Origin of the sequence: Bradyrhizobium diazoefficiens, assembly GCF_016612535.1 — a bacterium.
GTDB lineage: Bacteria > Pseudomonadota > Alphaproteobacteria > Rhizobiales > Xanthobacteraceae > Bradyrhizobium > Bradyrhizobium diazoefficiens_C.
This window is the reverse complement of record NZ_JAENXS010000002.1, coordinates 3043358-3065835: the sequence shown is the minus strand read 5'-3', so window position 1 is coordinate 3065835 and position 22478 is coordinate 3043358. Positions and strand designations below refer to the sequence as shown.

12 protein-coding genes and 2 pseudogenes are annotated in these 22478 nt (G+C 56.8%); 10 read left to right on the top strand and 4 right to left on the bottom strand.

Translation table 11 applies throughout. The features are described from left to right. Window positions 1-2801, top strand: a 2801-nt coding sequence (locus JJE66_RS31150) for an efflux RND transporter permease subunit (RefSeq protein ID WP_200518497.1), incomplete at its 5' end; no start/stop codon positions are given. A gap of 179 nt (window positions 2802-2980) precedes the next feature. Here JJE66_RS31150 and speD read toward each other — a convergent pair. Beyond that, complete coding sequence (gene speD, locus JJE66_RS31145; protein ID WP_200518495.1) at window positions 2981-3373, bottom strand: adenosylmethionine decarboxylase; 393 nt, start codon at window positions 3371-3373, stop codon at window positions 2981-2983. Between the two features lie 553 nt (window positions 3374-3926). Here speD and JJE66_RS31140 point away from each other — a divergent pair. Together JJE66_RS31140 and JJE66_RS31135 are read left to right on the top strand one after the other, a co-directional pair. Next, entirely contained in the window at window positions 3927-10358 is a 6432-nt protein-coding gene (locus JJE66_RS31140) for a non-ribosomal peptide synthetase (RefSeq protein WP_311979980.1), read from the top strand. Then, the gene (locus JJE66_RS31135) at window positions 10351-11769 is read left to right on the top strand and encodes an MATE family efflux transporter (protein WP_200518484.1); all 1419 of its coding nucleotides are present in this window, start codon (window positions 10351-10353) and stop codon (window positions 11767-11769) included. The genes JJE66_RS31140 and JJE66_RS31135 overlap by 8 nt, the downstream gene beginning before the upstream one ends. A gap of 590 nt (window positions 11770-12359) precedes the next feature. Here JJE66_RS31135 and JJE66_RS31130 read toward each other — a convergent pair. Both JJE66_RS31130 and JJE66_RS31125 read right to left on the bottom strand, forming a co-directional pair. Then, window positions 12360-12770: a hypothetical protein gene (locus tag JJE66_RS31130; protein WP_200518482.1), complete on the bottom strand. Its 411-nt coding sequence runs from the start codon at window positions 12768-12770 to the stop codon at window positions 12360-12362. A 961-nt stretch (window positions 12771-13731) separates the two neighbouring features. Then, on the bottom strand, window positions 13732-15414 hold the full coding sequence (locus JJE66_RS31125) for an outer membrane beta-barrel protein (protein WP_200518480.1): 1683 nt from the start codon (window positions 15412-15414) through the stop codon (window positions 13732-13734). Between the two features lie 754 nt (window positions 15415-16168). Here JJE66_RS31125 and JJE66_RS31120 point away from each other — a divergent pair. From JJE66_RS31120 to JJE66_RS31095, 6 genes are all read left to right on the top strand, one after another. Continuing rightward, window positions 16169-16822, top strand: a complete 654-nt coding sequence (locus tag JJE66_RS31120; RefSeq protein ID WP_200518478.1) for a hypothetical protein — start codon at window positions 16169-16171, stop codon at window positions 16820-16822. A 13-nt stretch (window positions 16823-16835) separates the two neighbouring features. Next, window positions 16836-17237 carry an SxtJ family membrane protein gene (locus JJE66_RS31115; protein WP_200518476.1) on the top strand — a complete coding sequence of 134 codons (402 nt, stop codon included), beginning with the start codon at window positions 16836-16838 and terminating at the stop codon, window positions 17235-17237. Window positions 17238-17244: 7 nt separating this feature from the next. Continuing rightward, window positions 17245-17397 carry a DUF5989 family protein gene (locus JJE66_RS31110; protein WP_200518474.1) on the top strand — a complete coding sequence of 51 codons (153 nt, stop codon included), beginning with the start codon at window positions 17245-17247 and terminating at the stop codon, window positions 17395-17397. A gap of 3 nt (window positions 17398-17400) precedes the next feature. Beyond that, window positions 17401-19236, top strand: coding sequence for a carbamoyltransferase (locus JJE66_RS31105; protein WP_200518472.1), 1836 nt, complete (start codon window positions 17401-17403; stop codon window positions 19234-19236). 95 nt (window positions 19237-19331) lie between these two features. After that, window positions 19332-20339, top strand: a complete 1008-nt coding sequence (locus JJE66_RS31100) for an SGNH/GDSL hydrolase family protein (protein WP_200518470.1) — start codon at window positions 19332-19334, stop codon at window positions 20337-20339. Continuing rightward, window positions 20336-21550: an SGNH/GDSL hydrolase family protein gene (locus tag JJE66_RS31095; RefSeq protein ID WP_200518468.1), complete on the top strand. Its 1215-nt coding sequence runs from the start codon at window positions 20336-20338 to the stop codon at window positions 21548-21550. The genes JJE66_RS31100 and JJE66_RS31095 overlap by 4 nt, the downstream gene beginning before the upstream one ends. Before the next feature lie 121 nt (window positions 21551-21671). On the opposite strand, the pseudogene JJE66_RS38275 reads toward JJE66_RS31095, so the two are convergent. After that, window positions 21672-21737: pseudogene (locus JJE66_RS38275) on the bottom strand (hypothetical protein); the annotation flags it as partial. Window positions 21738-21875: 138 nt separating this feature from the next. On the opposite strand from JJE66_RS38275, the pseudogene hypD reads away from it, so the two are divergent. Beyond that, window positions 21876-22392 (top strand): annotated as a pseudogene (gene hypD / locus JJE66_RS31085) (hydrogenase formation protein HypD); the annotation flags it as partial. Between the last annotated feature and the right edge of the window lie 86 nt (window positions 22393-22478).

The following is a 22478-nucleotide window of genomic DNA, read 5'->3' as shown; positions in this document are numbered from 1 at the left end:
TCGATCCCAATCAGGCACTCACCGAGGTGCTCGCGAAGACCAACTCGGTCAAATATCTGATCCCGAAGGAATCCAACGACCCGATCGTCACCAAGACCACGGGCCAGACCACGGCCGTGATGTATCTTGGCTTCTCCTCGGACGAGCTGTCGGGCTCGGCGATCTCCGACTATCTCACGCGCGTGGTACAGCCCGTGCTGTCAACGGTCGACGGCGTGGCGTCCGCCGACATCCTGGGCGGCCAGACCTTTGCGATGCGGCTGTGGCTTGACCCGATGAAGATGGCCGGCCGCAACGTCTCGCCGGCAGATGTCTCCGCGGCGATCGCCGCGAATAATTTCCAATCCGCGGCGGGCCAGACCAAGGGCTATCTGATCGTCTCGAACATATCGACAAACACCGGGCTGACCGACGTCAACCAGTTCAAGAAGATGATCGTCAAGGCCAAGGACGGCGGCTTCGTGCGGATGGAGGACATCGCCACCGTCGAGCTTGCCGCGCAGAGCACGGATGCGAGCGTCGCGTTCAATGGCGAGCATGCGATCTTCATCGGCGTCCAGGCGACCCCGCAGGGCAATCCGTTGACGCTGGTGAAGGGCGTGCGCGCGCTGTTTCCCGAGCTCGAGCGCAATTTGCCGCCGTCGATGAAGATGAAGGTCGCCTACGATTCGACCAAGTTCATTCAGTCGTCGATCGACGAGGTCGAGAAGACGCTGGGGGAGGCCGTGATCATCGTCATCGTGGTGATCTTCCTGTTCCTGGCGTCGTTCCGCTCCGTCATCATTCCGGTCGTCACGATCCCGCTGTCCATGATCGGCGTCTGCACGCTGATGCTGATGTTGGGCTTCAGCTTCAACCTGCTGACGCTGCTGGCGATGGTGCTCGCGATCGGGCTCGTGGTCGACGATGCCATCGTGGTGGTGGAGAACATCCATCGGCATCTGGAAGAAGGGAAGACACCGGTGCAGTCTGCACTGGAAGGCGCGCGCGAAATCGTCGGCCCGGTCGTCTCGATGACGATCACGCTGGCCGCCGTGTATGCCCCGATCGGCTTCCTCGGTGGACTAACCGGCTCGCTGTTCCGTGAATTCGCGTTCACGCTCGCCGGCTCGGTGGTCGTGTCGGGGGTGATCGCGCTGACGCTGTCGCCCATGATGTGCTCGGTGCTCTTCAAGAACAGCGACGAGAGCCGCTTCGCCGTGCTCGTGAACAAGGTGTTTGGTGCCTTGACGCGCTGGTACGGCCGCAAGCTCGACCGCTCACTTGACTACAAGGCGGTAACGGGCCTATTCGCGATGACGATCCTTGGCCTCGTTGGGTTCCTCTACTTGCACACCTCGAGTGAGCTCGCACCCGAGGAAGACCAAGGCATCGTGTTCGCGGTGACCAAAGCACCGAAATACGCCAACAACGACTATCTCGATTTCTATGGCGACAAGCTCGACAAGAAATTTCAAAGCTTCCCTGAGACCGATCTGCGCTTCGTGCTGAATGGCATCAACGGCCCTCAGAACAGTATCGCCGGCATGCTGCTCAAGCCCTGGGATGAACGGAAGCGCTCCTCGATTCAGTTGAAGCCGCTGGTCCAGGCCGAGCTCTCCAAGATCGAGGGGATCCAGGCGTTCGCCGTCAACCTGCCGCCGCTGCCGGGCGGGCCGGGCGGTCTGCCGGTGCAGATGGTGATCAACTCGACCGCGGGCTTCCAGGCCGTCTATGAGCAGATGGAGAAGCTGAAGGACGCCGTGCGCAAAAGCGGCATGTTCATCGTCTCCGACAGCGATCTCGCCTTCAATCAGCCGACCGTGAAGGTGAACGTCAACCGCGCCAAGGCGCAGGACCTCGGCATCAATATGCAGAACGTCGGCAGCGCGCTCGCGCTCCTCGGCGGCGGCAATTACATCAATCGCTTCAACCTGGAGGGCCGTTCCTATCAGGTGATCACGCAGGTACCACGCGCTCAGCGGCTCTCGCCGGAATCGCTCGGCAACTACTACGTAGCGACCAGCACCGGCCAGCAAGTGCCACTATCGACGGTGGTGTCAATCGAGACTACGACTGCGCCGAATTCGCTGACCCACTACAACCAGCTCAGCTCGGCGACGTTCTCGGCGGTGCCGATGCCCGGCGTGACCGTCGGCCAGGCGGTCGACTTCCTTGAAGGCGAGGCCAAGAAGCTGCCGCAAGGCTTCAGCCATGACTTTCTCGCCGACAGCCGGCAGTATGTGCAGGAGGGCAATCAGCTCGCGATCACCTTCGCCTTCGCGCTGATCATCATCTTCCTGGTGCTGGCGGCGCAATTCGAGAGCTTGCGCGACCCGCTGGTCATCATGATCTCCGTGCCGATGGCGATCGTCGGCGCGCTGATCCCGCTGTTCTTCGGCGTCGCCACCATGAACATCTACACTCAGGTCGGCCTGCTGACGCTGGTCGGCCTGATCACCAAGCACGGCATCCTGATGGTGGAGTTCGCCAACGAGCTCCAGATCAACGAGCGGCTGGACCGCCGCTCGGCGATCGAAATGTCCGCGCGCATCCGCCTCCGGCCGATCCTGATGACGACGGCCGCGATGGTGACCGGCCTGATTCCGCTCCTGACCGCGACCGGCGCGGGAGCTGCCAGCCGTTTCTCAATCGGCCTCGTGGTCGTGGCCGGCATGTCGGTCGGCACCCTGTTCACGCTGTTCGTACTGCCGGCGGTCTATGTGGTCCTAGCGACCGACCACCGTGCCAAGACCGGGTCCGTCCGGAACGAGCAGATCGAGGAGCTGGGTCTCGGCTCCAAGGCGCTGCGGCCGACCTGAGGCGGGATTGATTGAAGATGCAATGCGGCAATGGTCATTGCCAAGGCGCATTCGCGCCGAAGCAAGCGTCAGTTGTGGCGGAGATGAAAGCACTTCCAGTGGGCAGGGGCTGCGCCGCAAGATAGTTGTCTGATTGATGCAGCGATCTCGATGACTGACCCAAGGGACCGACTACCTGCTCAGCCGGTTGGCTTGATTGACACACCTCTTCGGAAGCTGCGAACGTCCGACCGTTCGGGCTGAAAAGCCTCAACCAGAACTGGCACGGCGCTCGCAGGATTGCTGTCGCCACATACGAAAACATCAACGGCCGCGTAGGACCTCTCAGGCCAAGTATGTAAGGTCATGTGCGATTCAGCCAACAAGGCTATTGCCGAGACGCCGTCGCCTGGACAAAATTTATGAACATGAAGGTGGAGTAATGTCGCACTCGCCGCATCGATGGCTTTTCGGATTGCGTCTTCCGCAACGTCCGGATCGTCCAGGTTTTTCGCTCCCCATAGCTCGATAAGCAAATGCGTCGCGCCGGTGGCTAGAGCCGGCGGTACTTCTTGGTCGCTATCAATAATCACTGAGGAATCTCCATTCAATTGCCGGCTCAGTAAAATGAGCTGTTCGGGATTTAGATGACGAGGTGATCAGGCGGCGCGTTTTGCCGGTACGTCATGACCTCAATGCCGCATCAAGGACTTGGGCGTCGTCTCAAAGGCACAAATCAGTTGTACGCAATCGGTGTTTACCGCTTGGGTGCCGTAGGAATCCGCAGCCCGGCGAGCGTCCAAGTCCGCTTTCGTGAGGAGAGCACCAAACCGTGGCAGGCACCCGTTGGTTGCGGGTGCCATGCAGATTGACGCGTGTCGACTACAAGATCCGGTAGGTGCCAAGGCAAATTCGAGGCCCTACACGTCCGGCCGTGATGCCCTGACGTCATCGAGCAAACAGTGGTGAACGCCTAGGGCGGGAAGCTAAGAAACGACCAAAGGGCACCACTATGTCTGGCCGATACCGGGGGTGACCAATCCATACCCGCAATCAAGATCATCGGCGTTCTGATTTGAGGCCCCAGAAGGCGATGAATGGGGGACGCGTTTGCCTAGCCGAGATCTATCCGAAAGAACTCCGTATGTGGAACGTCAAGCGATCGAGGCGACCACGTCGATCGATCGCATTGCGAGATCGGATCCGGAGAGAATTGCGCTGAGGAGCGGCGCAGACGAGCTCACTTACGAGGCGCTGCGACTAAGATCGGATGCCCTCGCAAGGAGCCTGCGAGAGCATGGCGGTCGGGGCGCTGTCGTCGGGTATTGGGGTGAGCGCGGCTTGGACTGGGCGACGGCGGTCGTCGCAATCTTGAAGGCCGGATCAACGTACCTACCGCTCGATCCATCGTTACCGGCTTCACGTACGTCGTTCATAATTGAGCAGAGTCGCTGTGCCCTGATTATTGGTCCCGACCAGCAGCATTCGCTCAATCTGCTCCAGTCGAGGAGCGAAGGCACCATCCACTTCATGCCGATAGAGGCGGAGCTGCGTGAGCGCCAGCCGTCGTCCTTCGTTCCATCATCGAGCGCGGATGGACACGCCTACATTCTGTTTACGTCTGGTTCAACGGGCGAGCCTAAAGGCGCAATGATTGGGCGTGCAGCCCTCAACAATCATTTGGCGGCAAAAATCGACGCCCTGACACTCACTCGAATGGATTGCATTTCCGAGACGGCATCGCATTGTTTTGACATCTCGCTGTGGCAACTTCTGGCAGGGCTTTGCGTCGGAGCCAGTATCGCGATCATTGATGATGCGACACTGAAATCGCCAGTATCTCTTCTCAAAGCAATTCAAGGGTACGGCGTGACGGTTGCTCAATTCGTGCCGTCAATGCTTGCAGTATTTGTTGAATATCTGCAGCGCCTTGCGGCGGCTGAGCGAGCTCTGGACAGTTTGCGGATTATTTCCACCGTTGGAGAACCCCTGACACCCGGCCTGGCGCGCGCCTGGCTTACGCTATATCCGCAGATCCCCATTCTAAACCACTACGGGCCGACCGAGTGCGCCGACGGCGTTACGCACAATCTGGTTTCCGTACCTCCCGGGGTGGCGGACACTTATGTGCCGATCGGCAAGCCGATTGCGAACCTTCAGGTCTATATCACCGATGGATCTCGTCTGTGCGACACGGGAGAGGTCGGCGAAATCTGTGTTAGCGGTGTTGGTGTTGCCACTGGTTACGTCAATGACGACGTCCGCACCAAGGATGCCTTTGGGCCAAACCCGTTCTCGAACGACCCGTCGTTCCGGCGCCTGTACAGGACAGGTGATCTTGGGCGCGTTCGTTCCGATGGCCTTTTGGAATGTCTTGGTCGACGGGACCGTCAGGTCAAGATCCGCGGGCACAGAATTGAGTTGGGAGAAATCGAGGCCCGCCTCTCCGCTCATCACTTTGTACGTGGCGCTGTCGCGGTGGCGTCCGTCTGCGCAGGGGTAAAGCTTACGGCGCGAGACATAACCAGTGCCGAGGGGGACACTGGATCGAGACGAATCGTCGCGTATGTGTCAGCCCCGGCTGAAGTGACGCAATGCGAGCTTTTGGACTTTCTTGCCGAAACGCTTCCCACCTACATGCTCCCAGAAAGGATCATCCACGTCGGCGGTATTCCACGGACCAGAAACGGAAAGGTCGATTTTGGAGCATTGCCGGACCCGACCAGTGTTCGCCCTGCAATGCCGACGCCATTCGAGGGGCCGCGAACAGAGCTTGAAGCCAAGCTGTGTCAGATCTGGTCAGGCATTCTGGGCATTGAGAACATTGGTGTGAATGATCCCTTCATAAGCCTCGGTGGAGACTCGCTACGGGCTATGCTCATATTGGGCCAATTGCAGACCGAATTCGGAGTGAGAACGGATTTCAGGCTCGTCCTGAATGGAACGATCCGATCTCTTGCGGCTTCGATCTCGACCCGAGGCGCGTCCAAACCATGCATAGGCCCCGCATACGGAAAGCTTACGCGATCGCCTCTGACGCGAGTTCAGGAGCACCTATGGTTTCTCTCCCAGCTCGATCCGTCTGCCAAGAACTACATCATTCAAGGCGGCCTGCGAATAAGAGGCATCATCAATCTGGCCGCGTTCAATCGCGCCTGGACCGATGTCGTTCGCTTCCATCAGGCCCTTTCTGCACGCTTTATCGACGAGGATGGTCCGGTCCAGCTCTTTGATGCTCCGCAATGTGACAATCTTGAATTGGCTGATGCATCTCATCTGTCGGCGCAGGAAGCTGAGGAGCTGATCGCGGAGTTGCGACGAACAGAGCTGAACGGCAGCTTTGATCTCAGTCAGGGCAATCTGTTTCGCGGGCGCATGATCCGTTTTGGCCCTGACCACCATCTCATACTGATCAGCGCTCACGAAATTATCCTAGATGCCTGGTCGATCTCTGTTCTGCTCAGAGACCTTCGACAAACGTACCTACATCCCGCGGCGCCTTTGCCAAAGAACCGCGTTTCACTTTCGACCTATGCGGTCTGGGAAAAGCAGCACGCGACGCCAGAGGCGCTGGCCAACCAACGCAGCTATTGGCGTCGTCGGATTGGTGATGATCCGCCGGTGCTTTCGCTTGGAACGGGACAGGCGCGGCCGCAGACAAACTCTCACCGCGGCGCCTCGCATGCCGTGCTGCTCGGCAGCGAGCTCTCCAATCGGGTACGGGAGTTTGCGCGCCAACACAGGTGCACCACGTCGACAACCCTCCTCGCGTGCTTCAAGCTGCTTCTGCGGATGTATAGCGGTCAAGACGACGTTATCGTCGGCATACCGCACGTCGTACGGGATCGACCCGGCAGTGCCGACATTGTCGGCTTTTTCCTGAATATGCTGCCAATCCGCTCCGCGATCGATGTCGGTCAGTCCTTTGCGGTTCATGCCTTGCGCATCCAGGGCCTGGTCAGCGATGCCATCGCAAATGCGGCATATCCGTTCGGCTGGATGGTAAGGGATAGCCGGCTATGTCGCGAAGCGGGACGATCGCCGATCTTCCAGGTCATGTTCAACATGTATTCCGAGGCTGCGGAGCCGCCTGGCCAGCATGAGCTCGATCTGACATTCCGCGAATACGACACCGGCTATGTAAAATTCGATCTGACCTTGTACGCACAAGATCAGGGCGATGAAATTGCGCTCCAGCTAGCATATGCAGAAGACATATTTTCCAGCGATCTCATCGGCCGTATGGCTGATAATCTGCGCTGTCTGATTGCAGCCTGCGTCGAGAATCCGCTTGCGCCCGTTAAGGATCTGAGCTGCCTCAGCGCGGCGGACGTCGTTGTGCTGGAATCGCTCGATGGCTCGGCGCAGTCATACGCGACTGAATGTCCGATTGTCGAAGCGTTCGAGCAAATCAGCGCCTCACATCGCAGCCAGCTGGCGTATTTTGGTGATTTCGGTGCGATCACATTCGGCGATCTGCGTGAGCGCGTAACCGCAATCCGGTCGCTACTGCAGGCGTCTGACGTCGGCGCCGGCGATAGGGTCGCCTTGCTGGTCGACCGGTCGCCTGACGTGGCCGCTGTTATTCTCGCGGCACGAGCCTTGCGGTCTATCGTTGTCCCTATATCGCCGGATTATCCACGTGAACGGATCGAACATGTCCTGCGAGATAGTCAACCAAAGCGTCTGGTTCACGCAAGTGCCATTGACCTTGGCTTTGAGACTCCGTCGATTTCTTTGTTGGACCTAGAAGGGTACGGCACGTCCGCGCACCATTCTGAGCGCATCGACAAACCATCAGATCAGGGAATTGCGAGCCTTATATACACCTCGTCCTCAACCGGAAAGGCGAAGGGGGTCCTTATACCGGAATCGGCAATTCTCAATCGGCTGCACTGGATGTGGCGAAGCGCTCCCTTCGACAAGTCCGACGTAATGGTTGTCCAGAAGTCCGCATCACTTGTTGCGTCGGCTTGGGAATACTTCGGGGGGCTTCTGAGAGGTGTGTCCACTCTGATCCTGACCCGGGAGCAGTTGCTGGATCCAGATCTGCTGTTGAGCACGTTGGCGAGATGTCGCGCGACACATCTATTTGCCTCGCCGTCGCTCCTGACCGGCCTCATTGCTTCCCAAGAACGGCAGCGGCGCGCCACCTCCCTGCGGTTGGTCACAAGCAGCGCTGAACCGATGCCGTCCTCGCTCCCGGTTCGCTGGCGTGCGCTTTTCCCGGATGTGCCGTTGTGGAATTTCTATGGCGCTACGGAATGTGCATCCAATGCCTCAGTCTACAAAACATCGGATGCCGACGACGGCTCGTCGCTCGTCCCAGTTGGGCATCCAATCGACAACGTCAAAGTCTACGTGCTCGATGACAGATTGAAGAGAGTCCCTGTCGGAGCCGCCGGCGAACTCTGCATCGCGGGACGCTGCGTGAGCGCCGGCTACTGGCGGGATCCGGAACGGACAGACCGTTGTTTCGTGCCGAATCCTTATGGTGACGGACAATACAGCGTTCTTTATCGAACTGGTGATATCGCACGGATCTCAACCAGCGGCCTTCTCGAGATTTGCGGCCGATCCGACAACCAGATTAAAGTACGGGGCTATCGCATTGAGCTGGAGGAGGTCGAAAAGGCCCTTGAATCTCATCCGGCAATCGCAAAGGCCGCGGTCGTCGCGCAAGGTATGGATGACCATCCTCACTTGACCGCAAGCCTGGTTCCCGTGCGGGACAGGCTATGCTCTGAGGATCTTGTCGCCCACCTGCGCCACAAGTTGCCGTCTTACATGATTCCCGCCGCCTTTCGATTGGTTGACAGTATCCCCCTTACGGCCAACGGAAAGATAGATCGTGCTCACCTGTTTTCCGTTCCTTACCGCGACGTCGGGCTTGGTCTGTCTGCTGAGCCCCGCACGAGCAAGGAGCGTCTTCTTGCCGGGATCTGGCAGGATCTACTAGGCGCGAAGTGGGTTGGAATTGACCACAGCTTCTTTGATATCGGCGGAGACTCTCTTCTAAGCGTGCGCTGCGTCACCCTGGCGAGCGCAGCCGGGCTGAATCTTACTGTTGACCAACTCTATCGAACCCCGACCATCAGGGAATTGGCTGCAGATGGAGCGACGGTTACACCCCATACCGTCCCTTCCGCGGATGGCTCGTTGCCAGTTATCCCCGCGATCGCATCTTGGAAGCCTCTTGTCGGCTTCGATGAGCACTACAACATAGGCGATCTGTTCTTTCTGCCCGGCGGGATCCTGGATATCCCGCTGCTAGAACGCGCCCTTGCCCATGTTATGGATAGGCACGAAGGCCTCAGGCTCCGTATCGCCCGAACCGACGATGGCCTACGTCTGACGATCGCAGATTCGGTGGCCGAACGCCTCGTGGAGGTGGTCAATCTCGTCGGAATGACCAGCCTGCGGCAGCGTAAGGTAATCGAGAGCATCTCAGCAAGACGTCAACATATTTTTCGTTTTGACGGCCAGACGCCTCTTCTTAACGTCACAGCCTTCCGCACATCGGAAAGCGGCGATTACTATCTGCTGGTCCTGATGCATCATTTCGTTGCGGACGGGATAGGCTATCGATTGTTCCTGGAAGCATTGGATTCGGCCTACAACGCGATTAGCTCAGCCCAGGCCGTGAGTAGTCCCGAGAACATGCAGATGCTCTCTTCATGGCTGAAGCGCCTTGAGCACTACGCGAACCGCGAAGCGCCAGCCGAACTCGAATACTGGGAGGGGATCGACTACCGTCAGTTCAATTTGGACGTCAGCCACACCTCATCGGGCGGCGCAAGCTTTTCAGACGTGACCGCTAGAGAGCTGCATTATGCACGCCTTGAAGGCCGCAAGGATGACGCGAATTGCCGATTCCTTTGGGAAGATCAGGCGAAGCATCATCTGGAGATTGGCAAAGAAGCGACAGCTGATCTCGTCAATATTGCAGCCAGATCGGCGCATTGTAAGGACATCGACGTATTTCTTGCGGCCATATCCGGCGCCTGTGGACGTGTTTTCGGCAACTATTCGCTCTGGATTGATAGCCTTACCTCGATCCGAGGTCGGCTGTTTGAAGATATTGATCCATCGCAGATCATTGGCCACATCAGCGAACTCGTTCCGCTTTCCTTGAGTCTCGCCGGAACGGAGTCCCGTCCCGATCGTGCCCATTCAATAAACCGCCAGCGCAATATCCTGCCGCGCAGGGGAATAGGGTTCCGGGCCTTGAAATTCCTTAACCGAGATCCAGCCGTGCGGAGCCGGATCGATCGTCTGCCCTTACCCAAAATTGGACTGAATTATCGAGCGGGTTTGAAGCGCCATTTTCCGCGCCGCCTCCTGACCCATGAGCCGTCTCCAATCTGGATCGGCGAAGACATGGATGAAGCGGCCGCGAGTCACCTCTTCTGGTTCGATGTTGGATATCAAGCCGGCGCTCTACAAATTGAAACAAGGTATGACCCAACCCAGATCGGTTATGAGGTGACTCAAAACTTTTGCACCGTGTTGCAGCAGGAGCTGCTGCTGACGATCGACGAATTCGGAGGAGCCCGCGACACTGTCATCCATGAATGAGCAGGATGCGGAAGTGGTCGTCGAAAGCGTTCGAGATGTGATGGCAAACAAGAAGAACATCGATCTATCGGATCCCAACCTGTCGGGCCTTATCCTGCGGCTTGCGATTCCGTCTATTGTTGGCCTATCGATCAACGCGCTACAGCAGGCCGTCAATGCGATCTTTGTTGGCGCACTTGGCGCGCAAGCGATCGCAGCTGTCAGCATGACCTTGCCTGTCGTCGTCCTGCTGACGGCAGTCGGTCAGGGTATCGGTGTTGGAACAGCCTCGTTCATATCTCGCCATCTTGGTGCTGGTGAGTACCTGGAGGCGAGTAGAGCGGCGAGTACTGCGCTGGCCCTGGCCGCTCCGATCGGTATCATGCTTACGATTGTTCTCCTGCTAAACTTGCGACGGATCTTCGTAACGCTCGGGGCGACTCCAACCATCATGCCCGTGGTGCTCGACTATGCGGCGACGCTTTTGTTCGGGTACACCCTGATGCTTCTAAACATCGTCAACGGCTTCATCGTGAGGGCCGAGGGCAACACACGCTTCAGCATGTGGACGATGATGACCGCCTTCATACTGAACGCCGTGCTCGATCCGGCCTTCATCTTCTTGCTGGACTTCGGTGTGCGAGGCGCAGCCCTCGCGACGTTGATATCTCAGATCGCTGCCATTGGCCTCTATATCGCGCATTTTTCGAAGCTGCGCGGGATAGTCCTCATAAAGCTGTCTTACATCTCATTGCGAACAAGTCGCATCAGGCAGATCGCGTCTATTGGAGCGCCTGCGACCATGACAGGCATCTTATCTGCCATTGCGTCTATGCTCTTGTACGGAGCTGCTGCGCCATTCGGGGACGATTGCATCGCGGCGATAGGGATAGCTGCGCGATTTCTGACCATCGGCGCACTGCCTATCACCGGCTTTTGTATGGGCTCTCAAGCTGTTCTGGGTTTCAGTTGGGGCGCACGCGATCTGCCTCGCGTATTGAAGGCCGCAAAGCTCATGCTTTCCATGAGTGTCGCACTGTCGGCTGCATACTCTGCGGCCGTTGTGAGCTTTGCCCGACCTTTGGTCAAGCTGTTCAGCGATAGCGAGAACGTCACGGAAATTGCCGTCTTGACCTGTGTCGTCTTCCATCTCTTTTTTTGGCTTTTTGGCATTGAGAGTTTCGTGACGTCGATGCTTCAGTCCTTCGGGAGAGCACGCCTTAGTGTGGTTGTGTCCTTGGCGAGGCACTGCTATTTCTTCATACCGGCCGTACTGTTGTTACCACTGATATCGGGCTTTAACGGACTGTTGGCCAGTCAGGCAACCGCTGAGCTAGGCGCCGGAATGGTCGCAACGCTTGTCGTGTTCCAGCAGTTTGCTGAGCTCAGACGATCGCTCCGACATCCGACCTCGGCAGCGATCGCGAATTGAATTGACGCCGAACATCAGCGAGGCCTCGGCATTGAGCCTACAACCCGAAAAGGTGTTGCGCTCCTGGGAATGACGAAGGTGGTGTGCAGAGCCATGCAGCTATAGTGGTACCGCTTGGCTTGCCCGAAGCTGATGCAAGCGAGCCCGGCTTCTTGAGCGGTGCTAGGGAGCAAAGTATAGAGCCGAGTACCAGCCCCGCCGTGCTCATCGCGCGTCTACTTCGTGCCCGGCACATGGACCAGTGCAATGGTAGGCTCCACACGGCCAGCTCTCACCGAGACACGCTTGCGCCCCACAAGGTCCAACAGTGCAAGCTGCCGTCAACCCTGGCGGTCGACAATCTTGATGCGTCGTTGTCGGTGCGTTCCCTGCTGATCTCGAGACGAAGCAAGGCGTCAGCGCGTTAAAACGCGCAACTCGAGTTTGGCGGCGCCTTGCTCTCTCTGCCGGCTCTTGTCTTTTGAGGAGCAAGCTCATGGGCTCCTGCGAGTCTCGCGGCACCAGACAAGGGACCACAATTCGTAAATCGCCTGACTTGGCCCGAAATTGAAAGCAGCCTCGCTGGCAACGATCAGGTAAGTTCGCGCCCGTTAGGTCTGCTCATCATTTTTTGTGGAAGTCGGCTCTGAAGAGTTGCCGTGGCCTCCGTCAGGAATACGCGAGTTAGGCGATCCGGGCGGTTGATCGGCTGCCGGAAAGTCTTCCCCCGTTCCCAACCTCGAGTGGCGCTTGCGAATAAATGCCTTGAGCTCGTCGTAGGCGTCAAGCAGGGGCGGCGTCAGAGAAAAGAATGCACCAACACCAAGTACGATGATGGCATGACGGAGCAAAATGCTGTCGTCCTCATCAAGGTGGTGACCGCGTCTGATGAAGACGGACGACCGGCAGCTGAATCCCTTCCGACCATTCGACCTGCGCGGTTGGCGCGGCGGGATCATGATCACGACGAACAAAACATTGACTAACAGCCATATGCCGAGAACAATGAAAAGCGTTTGCATCTTGGGCCATTCCGTACTGATCAGTGATATAGACGAAGTGCTGTTCTGACGAGCTGCCGAGCAGCTGACGAGCTCATCTCCAGGGGTTCATAACGAGTGACAGCAATCGCAGCCAAATTCCGCCCTTGCTGTCGCGCCGCGGAAGAGCCGACGATCATCAGAAAAGGTTTGCAAGCGCCAAGTCGATGGTTTGTCAAAATGATCTCGGATGTCGTATTCACCAAAGCAGCCGCCCGATCGGCGGCCAGCGCATGGTGGTGGCTTGGCCGCTTGCGGAATGCTCTGGCACCAGCACAGAGTCTTGCGAAGCAGGCTGGACGGTCTGAGAGGTTCATAATTGTCATCACGCATCAGGAAGCTGCCGACGGTCGGACGCGGTCCGTCGCCTACCTGTATGACGATACAAGCTTACGCTACGTGCGATTCAAGTCCCCTCGGGATCCGCTCTCAAAAACATCTTGAGACTGTTCGGCCCTAGAAGGCCGCTCGAACAGAGGCCCGGCCAACGCCCTAAGAGGTCCAGCTCTGTTGGTTTTGGGGTCCTCAGACGTGGTTCCGCTAATCTGGAGTGCATGCTCGTTGGGCATTTGGCAGGGAACGAGAGTCACCCGGTCGATCGACATAAGTATGCTCACGCGATCGGCGCGGGCATTCTAGGAGTCCGCAGCCGCGTCTCCCGTCTCTCGTGTGCATATGGAATTAGCCGGCTATGGCAGACGAATCGAACCGGAAAATGACAGGACTGCGTCAGACGTGCCATCTTGCAGAGAGTTGGTGACCCCAAATACGGCGGGCGCCAATCAACGAAGCGGCCCCATGCGGCCTAGCCATTAGCTTAAGCAAACCAATGCGTGCTTTCGGCCTTGAACTGCCCGAAAGCACGCAGCGTCATTCTCGGGTCTCGGCTCGACTTGAGCCCAGGATCCGCGATTTCGAAGCTTGGAACGGAGAGCGGGCAGTTTCAATCAAACTTGTAGGAGGCCTGCAGGAACGTGCCCCATCGCTCCATGCGATAGTTCGCAGGAAAGACCCCCAAGGCAACAGGAGAGCTGTCCTCCCGTTGGGCTTCATTGGGGAGTATCTTGCTATGTTTTTGAGTCCACATGGCCCAATACCGGGCGCCGATACCGACGCTGAAATTGTTGGTGAGGAAATATGAGAGAATACCTTCTACCTGCACACCACCGCCACCGCTCCCGCGTTGATCGCTGAAGAACGTCAAGTCTCGCAACAGATGGTTGTCACGGCCCTGGAAGTTTGTCCAGGGCAGGTAAGCCACATCGGCGCTGACGCGCCAGCGGTCGAGCAACGTGGTTTCAGCACTCAGACCGATGCGCAGCGCATTCCAATCAGTGTCTTGGCTGCCGATGACCATCTTTCCGCCAAGTGCTTGATGGCATGGCGGTGAGGAAGCGATCTGCGTGCATCCTGTCGTGTCAGAGTTCTGGCCGTAGTAGGTCCAGCCCATGAACCCGCCGACTTTGAAGGCGGTGCCGCGCAAGAAATCGTAACCCGCATCGGCCGTGTAGTACATGAATCTTCCGTTCGCCTGGCCCGATGTCGTGTTGGAGTAGGCGAAGCCCGCGCCCCAATCTTCATCGTTCACATTTCCGCTGCTGAAGCGGCCGACGCCGATATTGCCCTTCAGGAATATCCCCCATGGGCTGTCCACACGTTCGAACAACTCACCGGAGATCCCATCCAGCTTGTGATAGGTGAGCCTTGATGCGAGCTCGCTCCCGAAGCCCCATTGAAACTTTCCGCGACTCAGCCAGAAGCGTGTGCCGCTTTCCTGCGACCAACCCCGAGTGAAGGCAACCGGCGGCGCGCTGACGGGCGGCGTCGCCCCGTATAGCGGCCCGTCGAACCATGCCGGCGTCCGTGGGTCGGCATCAAAATGGTAGTTTAGGCTAATTTTGCCGATATGATAGCTGCTGGACGGGTGGGAGATGTTGGCTGGGACGGTTGCCAACGGAAGCCTTGCGGTCGGAGGGGTTGCCACACCTGGTCCACCAAACCACAGATAATCGTACTCAAGTCCAACGGACCATGTAGACGTAATCGCCTGCTCGACGCCGGCGCCGATTGTGCCGCCGACCCGACCATACTCGAAATGAGTTGCATTCTGTGGCGCCCAGCTAAATTCCTGGTTGTTGACGACATCGCCCTGATTGCGTTGCCAGGCCACACCTCCCTTGAGATAAGCCAGCGTATGTCCCTGCGAGCCGAATCCGTAACCGAGGCGCCCGGTGCCGGTGACAAAGACGTTTGGACTCGCATTGCAGGTTGCGCTCACAACAGATCCGGAAACGGCAAGACAAGTGTTGGTACCGTCCGACGCAGCGCCACTGGCATCCACTTCAACGCCAAAGACCCAGCGGTCCTTCTGCCAATTGTACCCGATCTGACCTCCCAGCAGGAACACTGGCGTATCGACGAGGTCCCCATAGAGTGACGGACCGTACGGATCCGTGAATGATGTCCGGCCATAGCCCCCGCCGACGTGCGCGCCGAAATATCCTCCGGTCCAGCTCCACAGCACCGGTGGGGGTTTTACTGCCGGCTTAAGATATGCCGAATTGACCGCACCGCTTGCAACGAGCGCAACTGTTGCTGCATTCCAAGAAAGAACTCCAGATCGCATCTCACCTCACGAAACACAACGCGCGCGCCATCTTGCAACCAAGCCCGAATGGCCGATGTTGTTGGCGTCGCCTCCACGCCGCTTAAGGTGTGCAGGATCGAGGCCAGCAGACGCGATGCGCGTCGCCTGCGGTTTTTTCGTCGGCGATGTCGTCTTCTCCTGTCAAGGATGGCGGATTTGAAACGCAATGCGTCTGATGACGGACACAAAGCGCGCGCCGCATGCTTGGCGATTCCGGATTGAATACGTCACCGCTCTCTTGCGAAATAGTTCGTCTCTTGCTCCAGCGGCCTCGCAAGCTTGCAATTATTGTTGTTTGAGCTGAACAAGGGCAATGCGAACCCTCAGCGGCCAAGGCGGCCAGTGAGAACTTCCGTTCGAGGATCACGCATCTCGAATGATTAAGCGATTCGGCGGCGTAAAGTATCGCTACTTGCCGGCGAGCTTTTCGTTAACGAACTGAAGGCCGTGACAAATGGATTCTGCAATCTCGAAGCCGGTGCTGTCCTGCTGAGCGCGCGCTGCTGACTGTCATCATTACCAGCAAACGCAGGCGTTGTTGATGGCCGATGTTGTCGGGTTTGTAACAGCGGTCTGCGGCTAAGTCGGGATCGCAACAATGTTCGGATAGGCCGCTCGCGCGCACTATCTGCTTTCAATTGCATGCATTTATTTCTCTGACGCAGCCTTGGCACGATCATTGCCAAACCTTGGCCGAGCGCCATCAACGCCGACAGGGAACTCCGAGGGGAGCATGAGTACCGTCACCACTGGCAGTGTCGCGGAAATCAGGGGCTGCGCGGAGCAACCTATCCGCAATAAACTGCTTATCGAGCACGCGCTGAAGGCGGACCCGGAGAAGACCGCGAAGAGGCGCGCCTGGCATGGCCGCTTCACTCGTATGCGCGTGAACGAGCCAGGCGGCGGAGCTAGGTTCATCCGCTGCAGGGACGTTGGGCAGCGCGACCTCTCAAAGGCGTTCGCAGCGATATTCAGAACACTGCATTGTGCGGACGCGCTAACGAGGGCTTCGGTGAAGAATGCTCTGCTGACGATTGGTTTCGGATCTCAGCATTCCCTGTCTGCGACATTCGCGCCCAAGCGATTGGTCAGGACATGGTTCGGGATCGATCCATTGAATTGGCGCTCTGTCGCGTCTCTCGTCAACACTATCCTTATTCCCAGGCGGGCGTCATTTTCGCAGCCGGTCGATGATCTCGCGCGGCATCTACCTGTCCACGTTACAGCGATACTGCAGCCATCCAACACAGGCTGGCTCTACGCGGAGATGAACGGAACCGTCGCGAAAGCAGTCGCCCTTGGAATGATCTCGTCCGGACTCCTGGCTCAGATCGCCGCAGTATCGGAGTATGTCCGCGCGGCCATTCTTGTGAGTCACGATACATAGCAGGAGATATAGCATGAGAGTGCCGGCCAAACTGCCGTCCAATCGACGCTTCGGCCTCACGTTTTGCGCCGTATTTCTTGCATTGAGCGCATGCGTGGCCGTCAAGGGACAAGTCGCTGCCGCTTACGTGTCGCTCCTTTCGGTTAGTGTCGCATTCGGCGGCATAGCATTGATCGTCCCGCGAATTCTCACGCAGCCCAACCTACTCTGGTTCTACTTCGGCGAGTTGCTTGGACGGATCATCAGCCCGCTGGTTCTGGGCATCATCTATTTCGGGCTTCTAGTACCGATCGCCTTCATCGCTCGCTTGCTCGGGCGCGATGAGCTTCATTTGAAGCGACGACCAGTCGCAAGTTACTGGATCAGTCGTAGCCCGCCAGGTCCGACAGGTCAGTCCTTCACACACCAGTTCTGAGGCGCATATGTTTCTCTTCATCAAGGAACTCTGGGCTTTCATGCGTGTTCGCAAAAAGATATGGCTCGCCCCCCCAATTCTTCTCATGGTGCTCATAGCCGCTCTGCTAGTTCTGGCGCAAGGCTCTGTCATGGCGCCGTTCGTTTACACGCTGTTCTGACCAGTGAATATTCTGGGTATCTCAGCTTACTACCACGACTCCGCCGCTTGCCTCGTCTCAGACGGCCAACTGATAGCTGCCGCGCAGGAAGAGCGCTTTACGAGGAAAAAACACGATCCAGGCTTTCCTGCCTGTGCGGCTCGTTACTGTGTTCGCGCTGCAGGGCTATGTCCAGCAGACGTCGACTATGTAGTCTTCTACGACAAACCCTTTAGTAAATTCGAGCGGATATTTGAAACCTATCTAGCTTTCGCGCCGAAGGGATTTAACAGTTTCGCAACGTCGATGCCGGTTTGGCTGAAGGACAAGCTGTTTCAAAGAACGTTGATTGCCGAGGCCCTGAACGAGCACCTCGGGAGTGATGTTGATTGGTCGAGGCGACTCCGCTTTTCAGAGCACCATCTCAGTCACGCAGCGTCGGCGTTCTTCCCGTCGCCATTCCACGAAGCCGCAGTGTTAACGATGGATGGTGTCGGAGAGTGGACAACAACCTCGCTTGCGATCGGCAAGGGAAAGGAACTGTCAGTCTACAAGGAGATTCACTTTCCGCATTCGCTTGGCTTGTTGTACTCAGCGTTCACTTACTACATCGGTTTCAAGGTGAACTCTGGTGAGTACAAGGTAATGGGACTGGCGCCCTACGGCGAGCCAAAGTATGTGCATCTGATAAAGGAGCACCTGATCAACATCAAGGAGGATGGGTCATTCCACCTGGACATGAGCTTCTTTGACTATTGTACCGGACTAACAATGACCAATGGTCGCTTCGAGACGCTATTTGGTGGTCCGGCCAGACGCCCGGAAAGTGGGTTGACGCAGAGGGAGATGGATCTAGCGGCCTCCATTCAGGCCGTTACCGAGGAGGTCGTCCTAAGGCTCGCAAAAGAAATCCGGACCACAACCGGCCAGAGAAATCTCTGCCTCGCAGGAGGAGTGGCGCTTAATTGCGTGGCGAACGGAAAGCTCATGCGGGAAAAACTCTTCGACAACATCTGGATTCAGCCGGCTTCTGGCGACGCCGGCGGCGCGGTGGGCGCAGCACTGGCTGCCTACCATCTCATGCTTGAAAAGCCCAGGAGCGTCCCTGCGGGCGACAGCATGAACGGTGCGTACCTCGGACCGGAGTTCAGTCAGCGCGAAATCGAAGAGCGTCTAGGAAAAGCCGGCGCGGTATTCACGGCGGAAATCGATGAAGCACTGATCGACAGTGTCGCGCATGCTCTGATCGACGGTAAGGCGGTTGGGTGGATGCAGGGTCGGATGGAGTTCGGCCCGCGAGCGCTCGGCGGACGTTCCATCATTGCTGATCCCCGCTCACCGACTGTCCAGAAGCAGCTAAATCTCAAGGTGAAGTATCGCGAGTCTTTCCGCCCATTTGCGCCGAGTGTTTTGCGAGAGGACGTGTCGCAATGGTTTCAGCTTCATTCCGACAGCCCCTACATGCTCCTTGTGGCCGACGTGCTGAGCACGAAGCAGTTGCCGATGTCAGAAAAGCAAAAGCAGCTCTTCGGCATCGATAAATTGAACGTCGTGCGCTCGGAAATTCCGGCTGTCACACACGTGGACTACTCCGCGCGCGTGCAGACTGTGCACAACACGACCAATCCGCGGTTTCACAGATTGATATCGAAGTTCAAGGAACTAACCGGATGCCCTGTTCTCGTGAACACCTCATTCAACGTGCGAGGAGAACCGATCGTTTGCACTCCAGAGGATGCGTTCCGCTGTTTCATGGGAACGGAAATCGAGATGCTGGCCGTCGGCAATTCGCTCTTACGGAAGGAAGACCAGAGCAAAATGCTGATGAAGAACTATCGTCGTTGCTATGAACTCGATTAGAGCGCGAGGCGTTCAAGCTGTGCGCCTGGCAGCCGTCGTGATTTCTATCTCCTGTCCGAACGATTTTGGCGCGCATTTCGAGGAAAGCCATCCAGATGGATGTCAAAGCAAAAAACGCAATCTTCGGAATGGTTTCAATAGCTACTAGCCTGATTACGGCTGCCGCCCTACTGGAATTCTATGTGCGTTTAACGCAGGCAGACGGCACTAATTTTGACATCGAAATGTGGCGTTACGCCAAAGACTTGAAAGTGGTTAGTGACATACCCGGTGCAGGGCACGAACATACCCCTGGAAAGGGTGGGGTTTACATGGGGGTCCCAGTAACGATCAACTCAGCAGGTTGGCGCGATCGCGAACATTCCGTGGAAAAAGAGAGTGGCACTGTTCGGATCATGATGCTTGGCGACTCCTTGACGTTTGGATGGGGCGCAAGACCTGAAGACGTCACATCATGTCGATTGGAAAGGCTGCTGAACGCGAAGGAAAAAAAATTCGAGGTCATAAATACTGGGATTGGAAATGCTAACACAGCGATGGAAGCAACGTACTTCGTGAAGAAGGCGTACGTATACAAGCCTGACATCGTCGTACTGAACTATTTTATTAATGACGCAGAGCCAACACCGCGAAGGACGGAGAATGTCTTTCTCGAGCACTTCTATTCAGCGGTGTTCATCGCGGGTCGTTTCGATGCCCTTATGCGAACATACTTCGGCAAGGCTGATTGGCAGCACTATTACCGTGGTCTCTACCAAGAGAATGAACCTGGCTGGTTGGTTGCACAGAGTGCGTTGAAAGAACTTGCGAGCTATTGCAAGGCGCGAAACATCAAACTCATTGTAGTTAACTACCCGGAACTGCACGAGCTGTCCCCATATCCATTTCAGGATATAACGAATCTCGTTGCCTCCAAGGTGAAAGCGCTCAGTATACCATTTCTGGACCTTCTTCCGGCTGTGGAAAATCAAGCCCCACAGTCCCTCTGGGTCACGAAGACAGACTCCCACCCAAACGGTAAAGCGGCCGGACTCTACGCGGACTCAATTATGAGAGCCCTAGTGGCCCAAATTCCCGAAGATTTTCGAGGGGCTGCAAATTGAAAGAAGCCTCTTCCACGGAAAACCGTGTGGAAGCAGATGCGCCGCTGCTGAGAACGGCCGCTGTGAGGACGAGGGTCGTTCGCTTGACGGCCCTATTGAACGAGATATGGGCAATCCTTGGTGTCGCTCTTCTTTTGCTGACGACTCTGGAAGTATCGCTGACATCCTACTACGAGAGGGCTGACAAGAGAGAACGTCAAAGCGCCGCCAAAGCTGCAGCCAATTCTGGGGTGTATGCAAATCCCGATCTCGCGGAAGAATACTTCAAAGAACTCACCGATGCCAAGGCGCGGGTGTGGGCTTCATATACGCAATCACAACAAACGGACTATGCGGGCAAATTCATTAACGTACACGAAGGCACCAGAAGAACGTGGAACTCCGAGACAATCAACGGTGATAGGCGTACCAGGCTAAAAATATTCTTTTTTGGCGGGTCGACTTTGTGGGGGCTTGGATCTAGGGACGACTTCACGATTCCCTCCCTTGTCGCCAAAATGTTAGCCGAAAATGGAATCAGCGCTGAAGTCACAAATTATGCAGTCATCGGGGATGTAACTACCCAAAGCTTGATTCGCTTTGTTCTCGAATTGAGAAAGCGGAATGTTCCTGATTTGGTGGTCTTTTACGGCGGATCGGTTGAGGCTTTCTCCGCTTGTTATGAAGGAGAACCGGGCGTTCCGCTTGGCAACTCAAACCTTGAAAAAATATCTCCTAAAAAGGAGGCAAAAGCACGCATAAGTATAAGGTTAGAAAACTTCGCGCTGATAAGACTGCTCACCGGCAAAACACAGCTCGCGGGGTGCTCGAAAAAATTAGACGTGTTGTCTGACGGAGCTCTAGATGTCTATCTAGGGAATGTTCGGTTTATAGAGGCTATTTCAAGGAGCTTATCCTTTAAAACATTATTCTACCTTGAGCCTCAGCTGTCTGATAAAACACGCAGGACAAAATATGAAGAGGATCAGCTTTTAAAATCAGAGAAACGGCTTCCAGGAAAAAACGACCTTTACTCTCTGATGAGAAGCAAGTTGGTCAAGAGAGAAGATGAAAGTTTGGAGCAAAACGTGTTGCATGACTTACGTACTATCTTTGCCGATGTTGCCAGCCCAATTTACATGGACGGCGGGCATTATGGCGCGGATGGAAATGATCGGATATCTCGGAGAATTACAGGCGACATATTGGCACTATATGCTCCGGCGAAGTGAGCAACAGCGCTGGACCCGGTTGTCTGAACAGAGTTTTCTGCGCACCGCTCCGCGCTCATGACCAAGAGCAGTCGTCGGCACTACGGCATCCATCACCGCCGGCACAACCTGTGCCTCTTCTTCAATAACCGCCTGCTGCTTCTCGCAACAGACGTCGCCAGCTGAACAACTGGTGCGGCGACAATCCATGCCGTCGCGCTACCGAACAGACCGAGTCGCCGCTCGCTACGACTACGGGGCAATGACTTCTTTGTCACGGAATGCGCGGCGAGAAATTCTCAGGTGGTCGGCGCATTGATCTGATAGCGCTCAATCCTGCCATCGCATGCGGATCGCGGAAGAAAACCCCGAGCACGAAGTCGTATTCTTCGCGATCGGCTTCGAGACCACGACGCCGCCGACCGCGGTCATGATCCGGCACGCCGAGAAGAAGCAGCTCGAAAACTTCAGCGTGTTCTGCAACCACGTGCTGACGCCGCCGGCGATGCAGAAAATCTTGGAGAGTCCCGACATTCGCAGCGTCGGCCACGCCGAGATCGACGGCTTCGTGGCCCGCGCATGTCAGCATCATCATCGGCACCGAGCCCTACGAGGTCTTTGCCGAGGAATTCGGCAAGTCGATGGTGATCTCGGGCTTCGAGCTCGACATGATGCAGGCGATTCTGATGCTGGTGCGTCAGGTGAACGAGCACCGAAGCGAGGTGGAGAATCAATATAGCCGTGCCGTAATGCGCGATGGGAATCCGCGTGCCCAGGAGGAGGTCTCGGATATTTTCGAGCTGCGCGACGCGTTCGAATGGCGAGGCCTCGGGTTCGTGCCCCATAGCGGATTGAAGCTGAAGCGTAAGCGGGGCTGCGAGGCCCATCAGATTGTTTGTGCGTAGACCTATGAGCGCCGTTAGAAGAGTCATCTTCTGCAAGGGTGCTC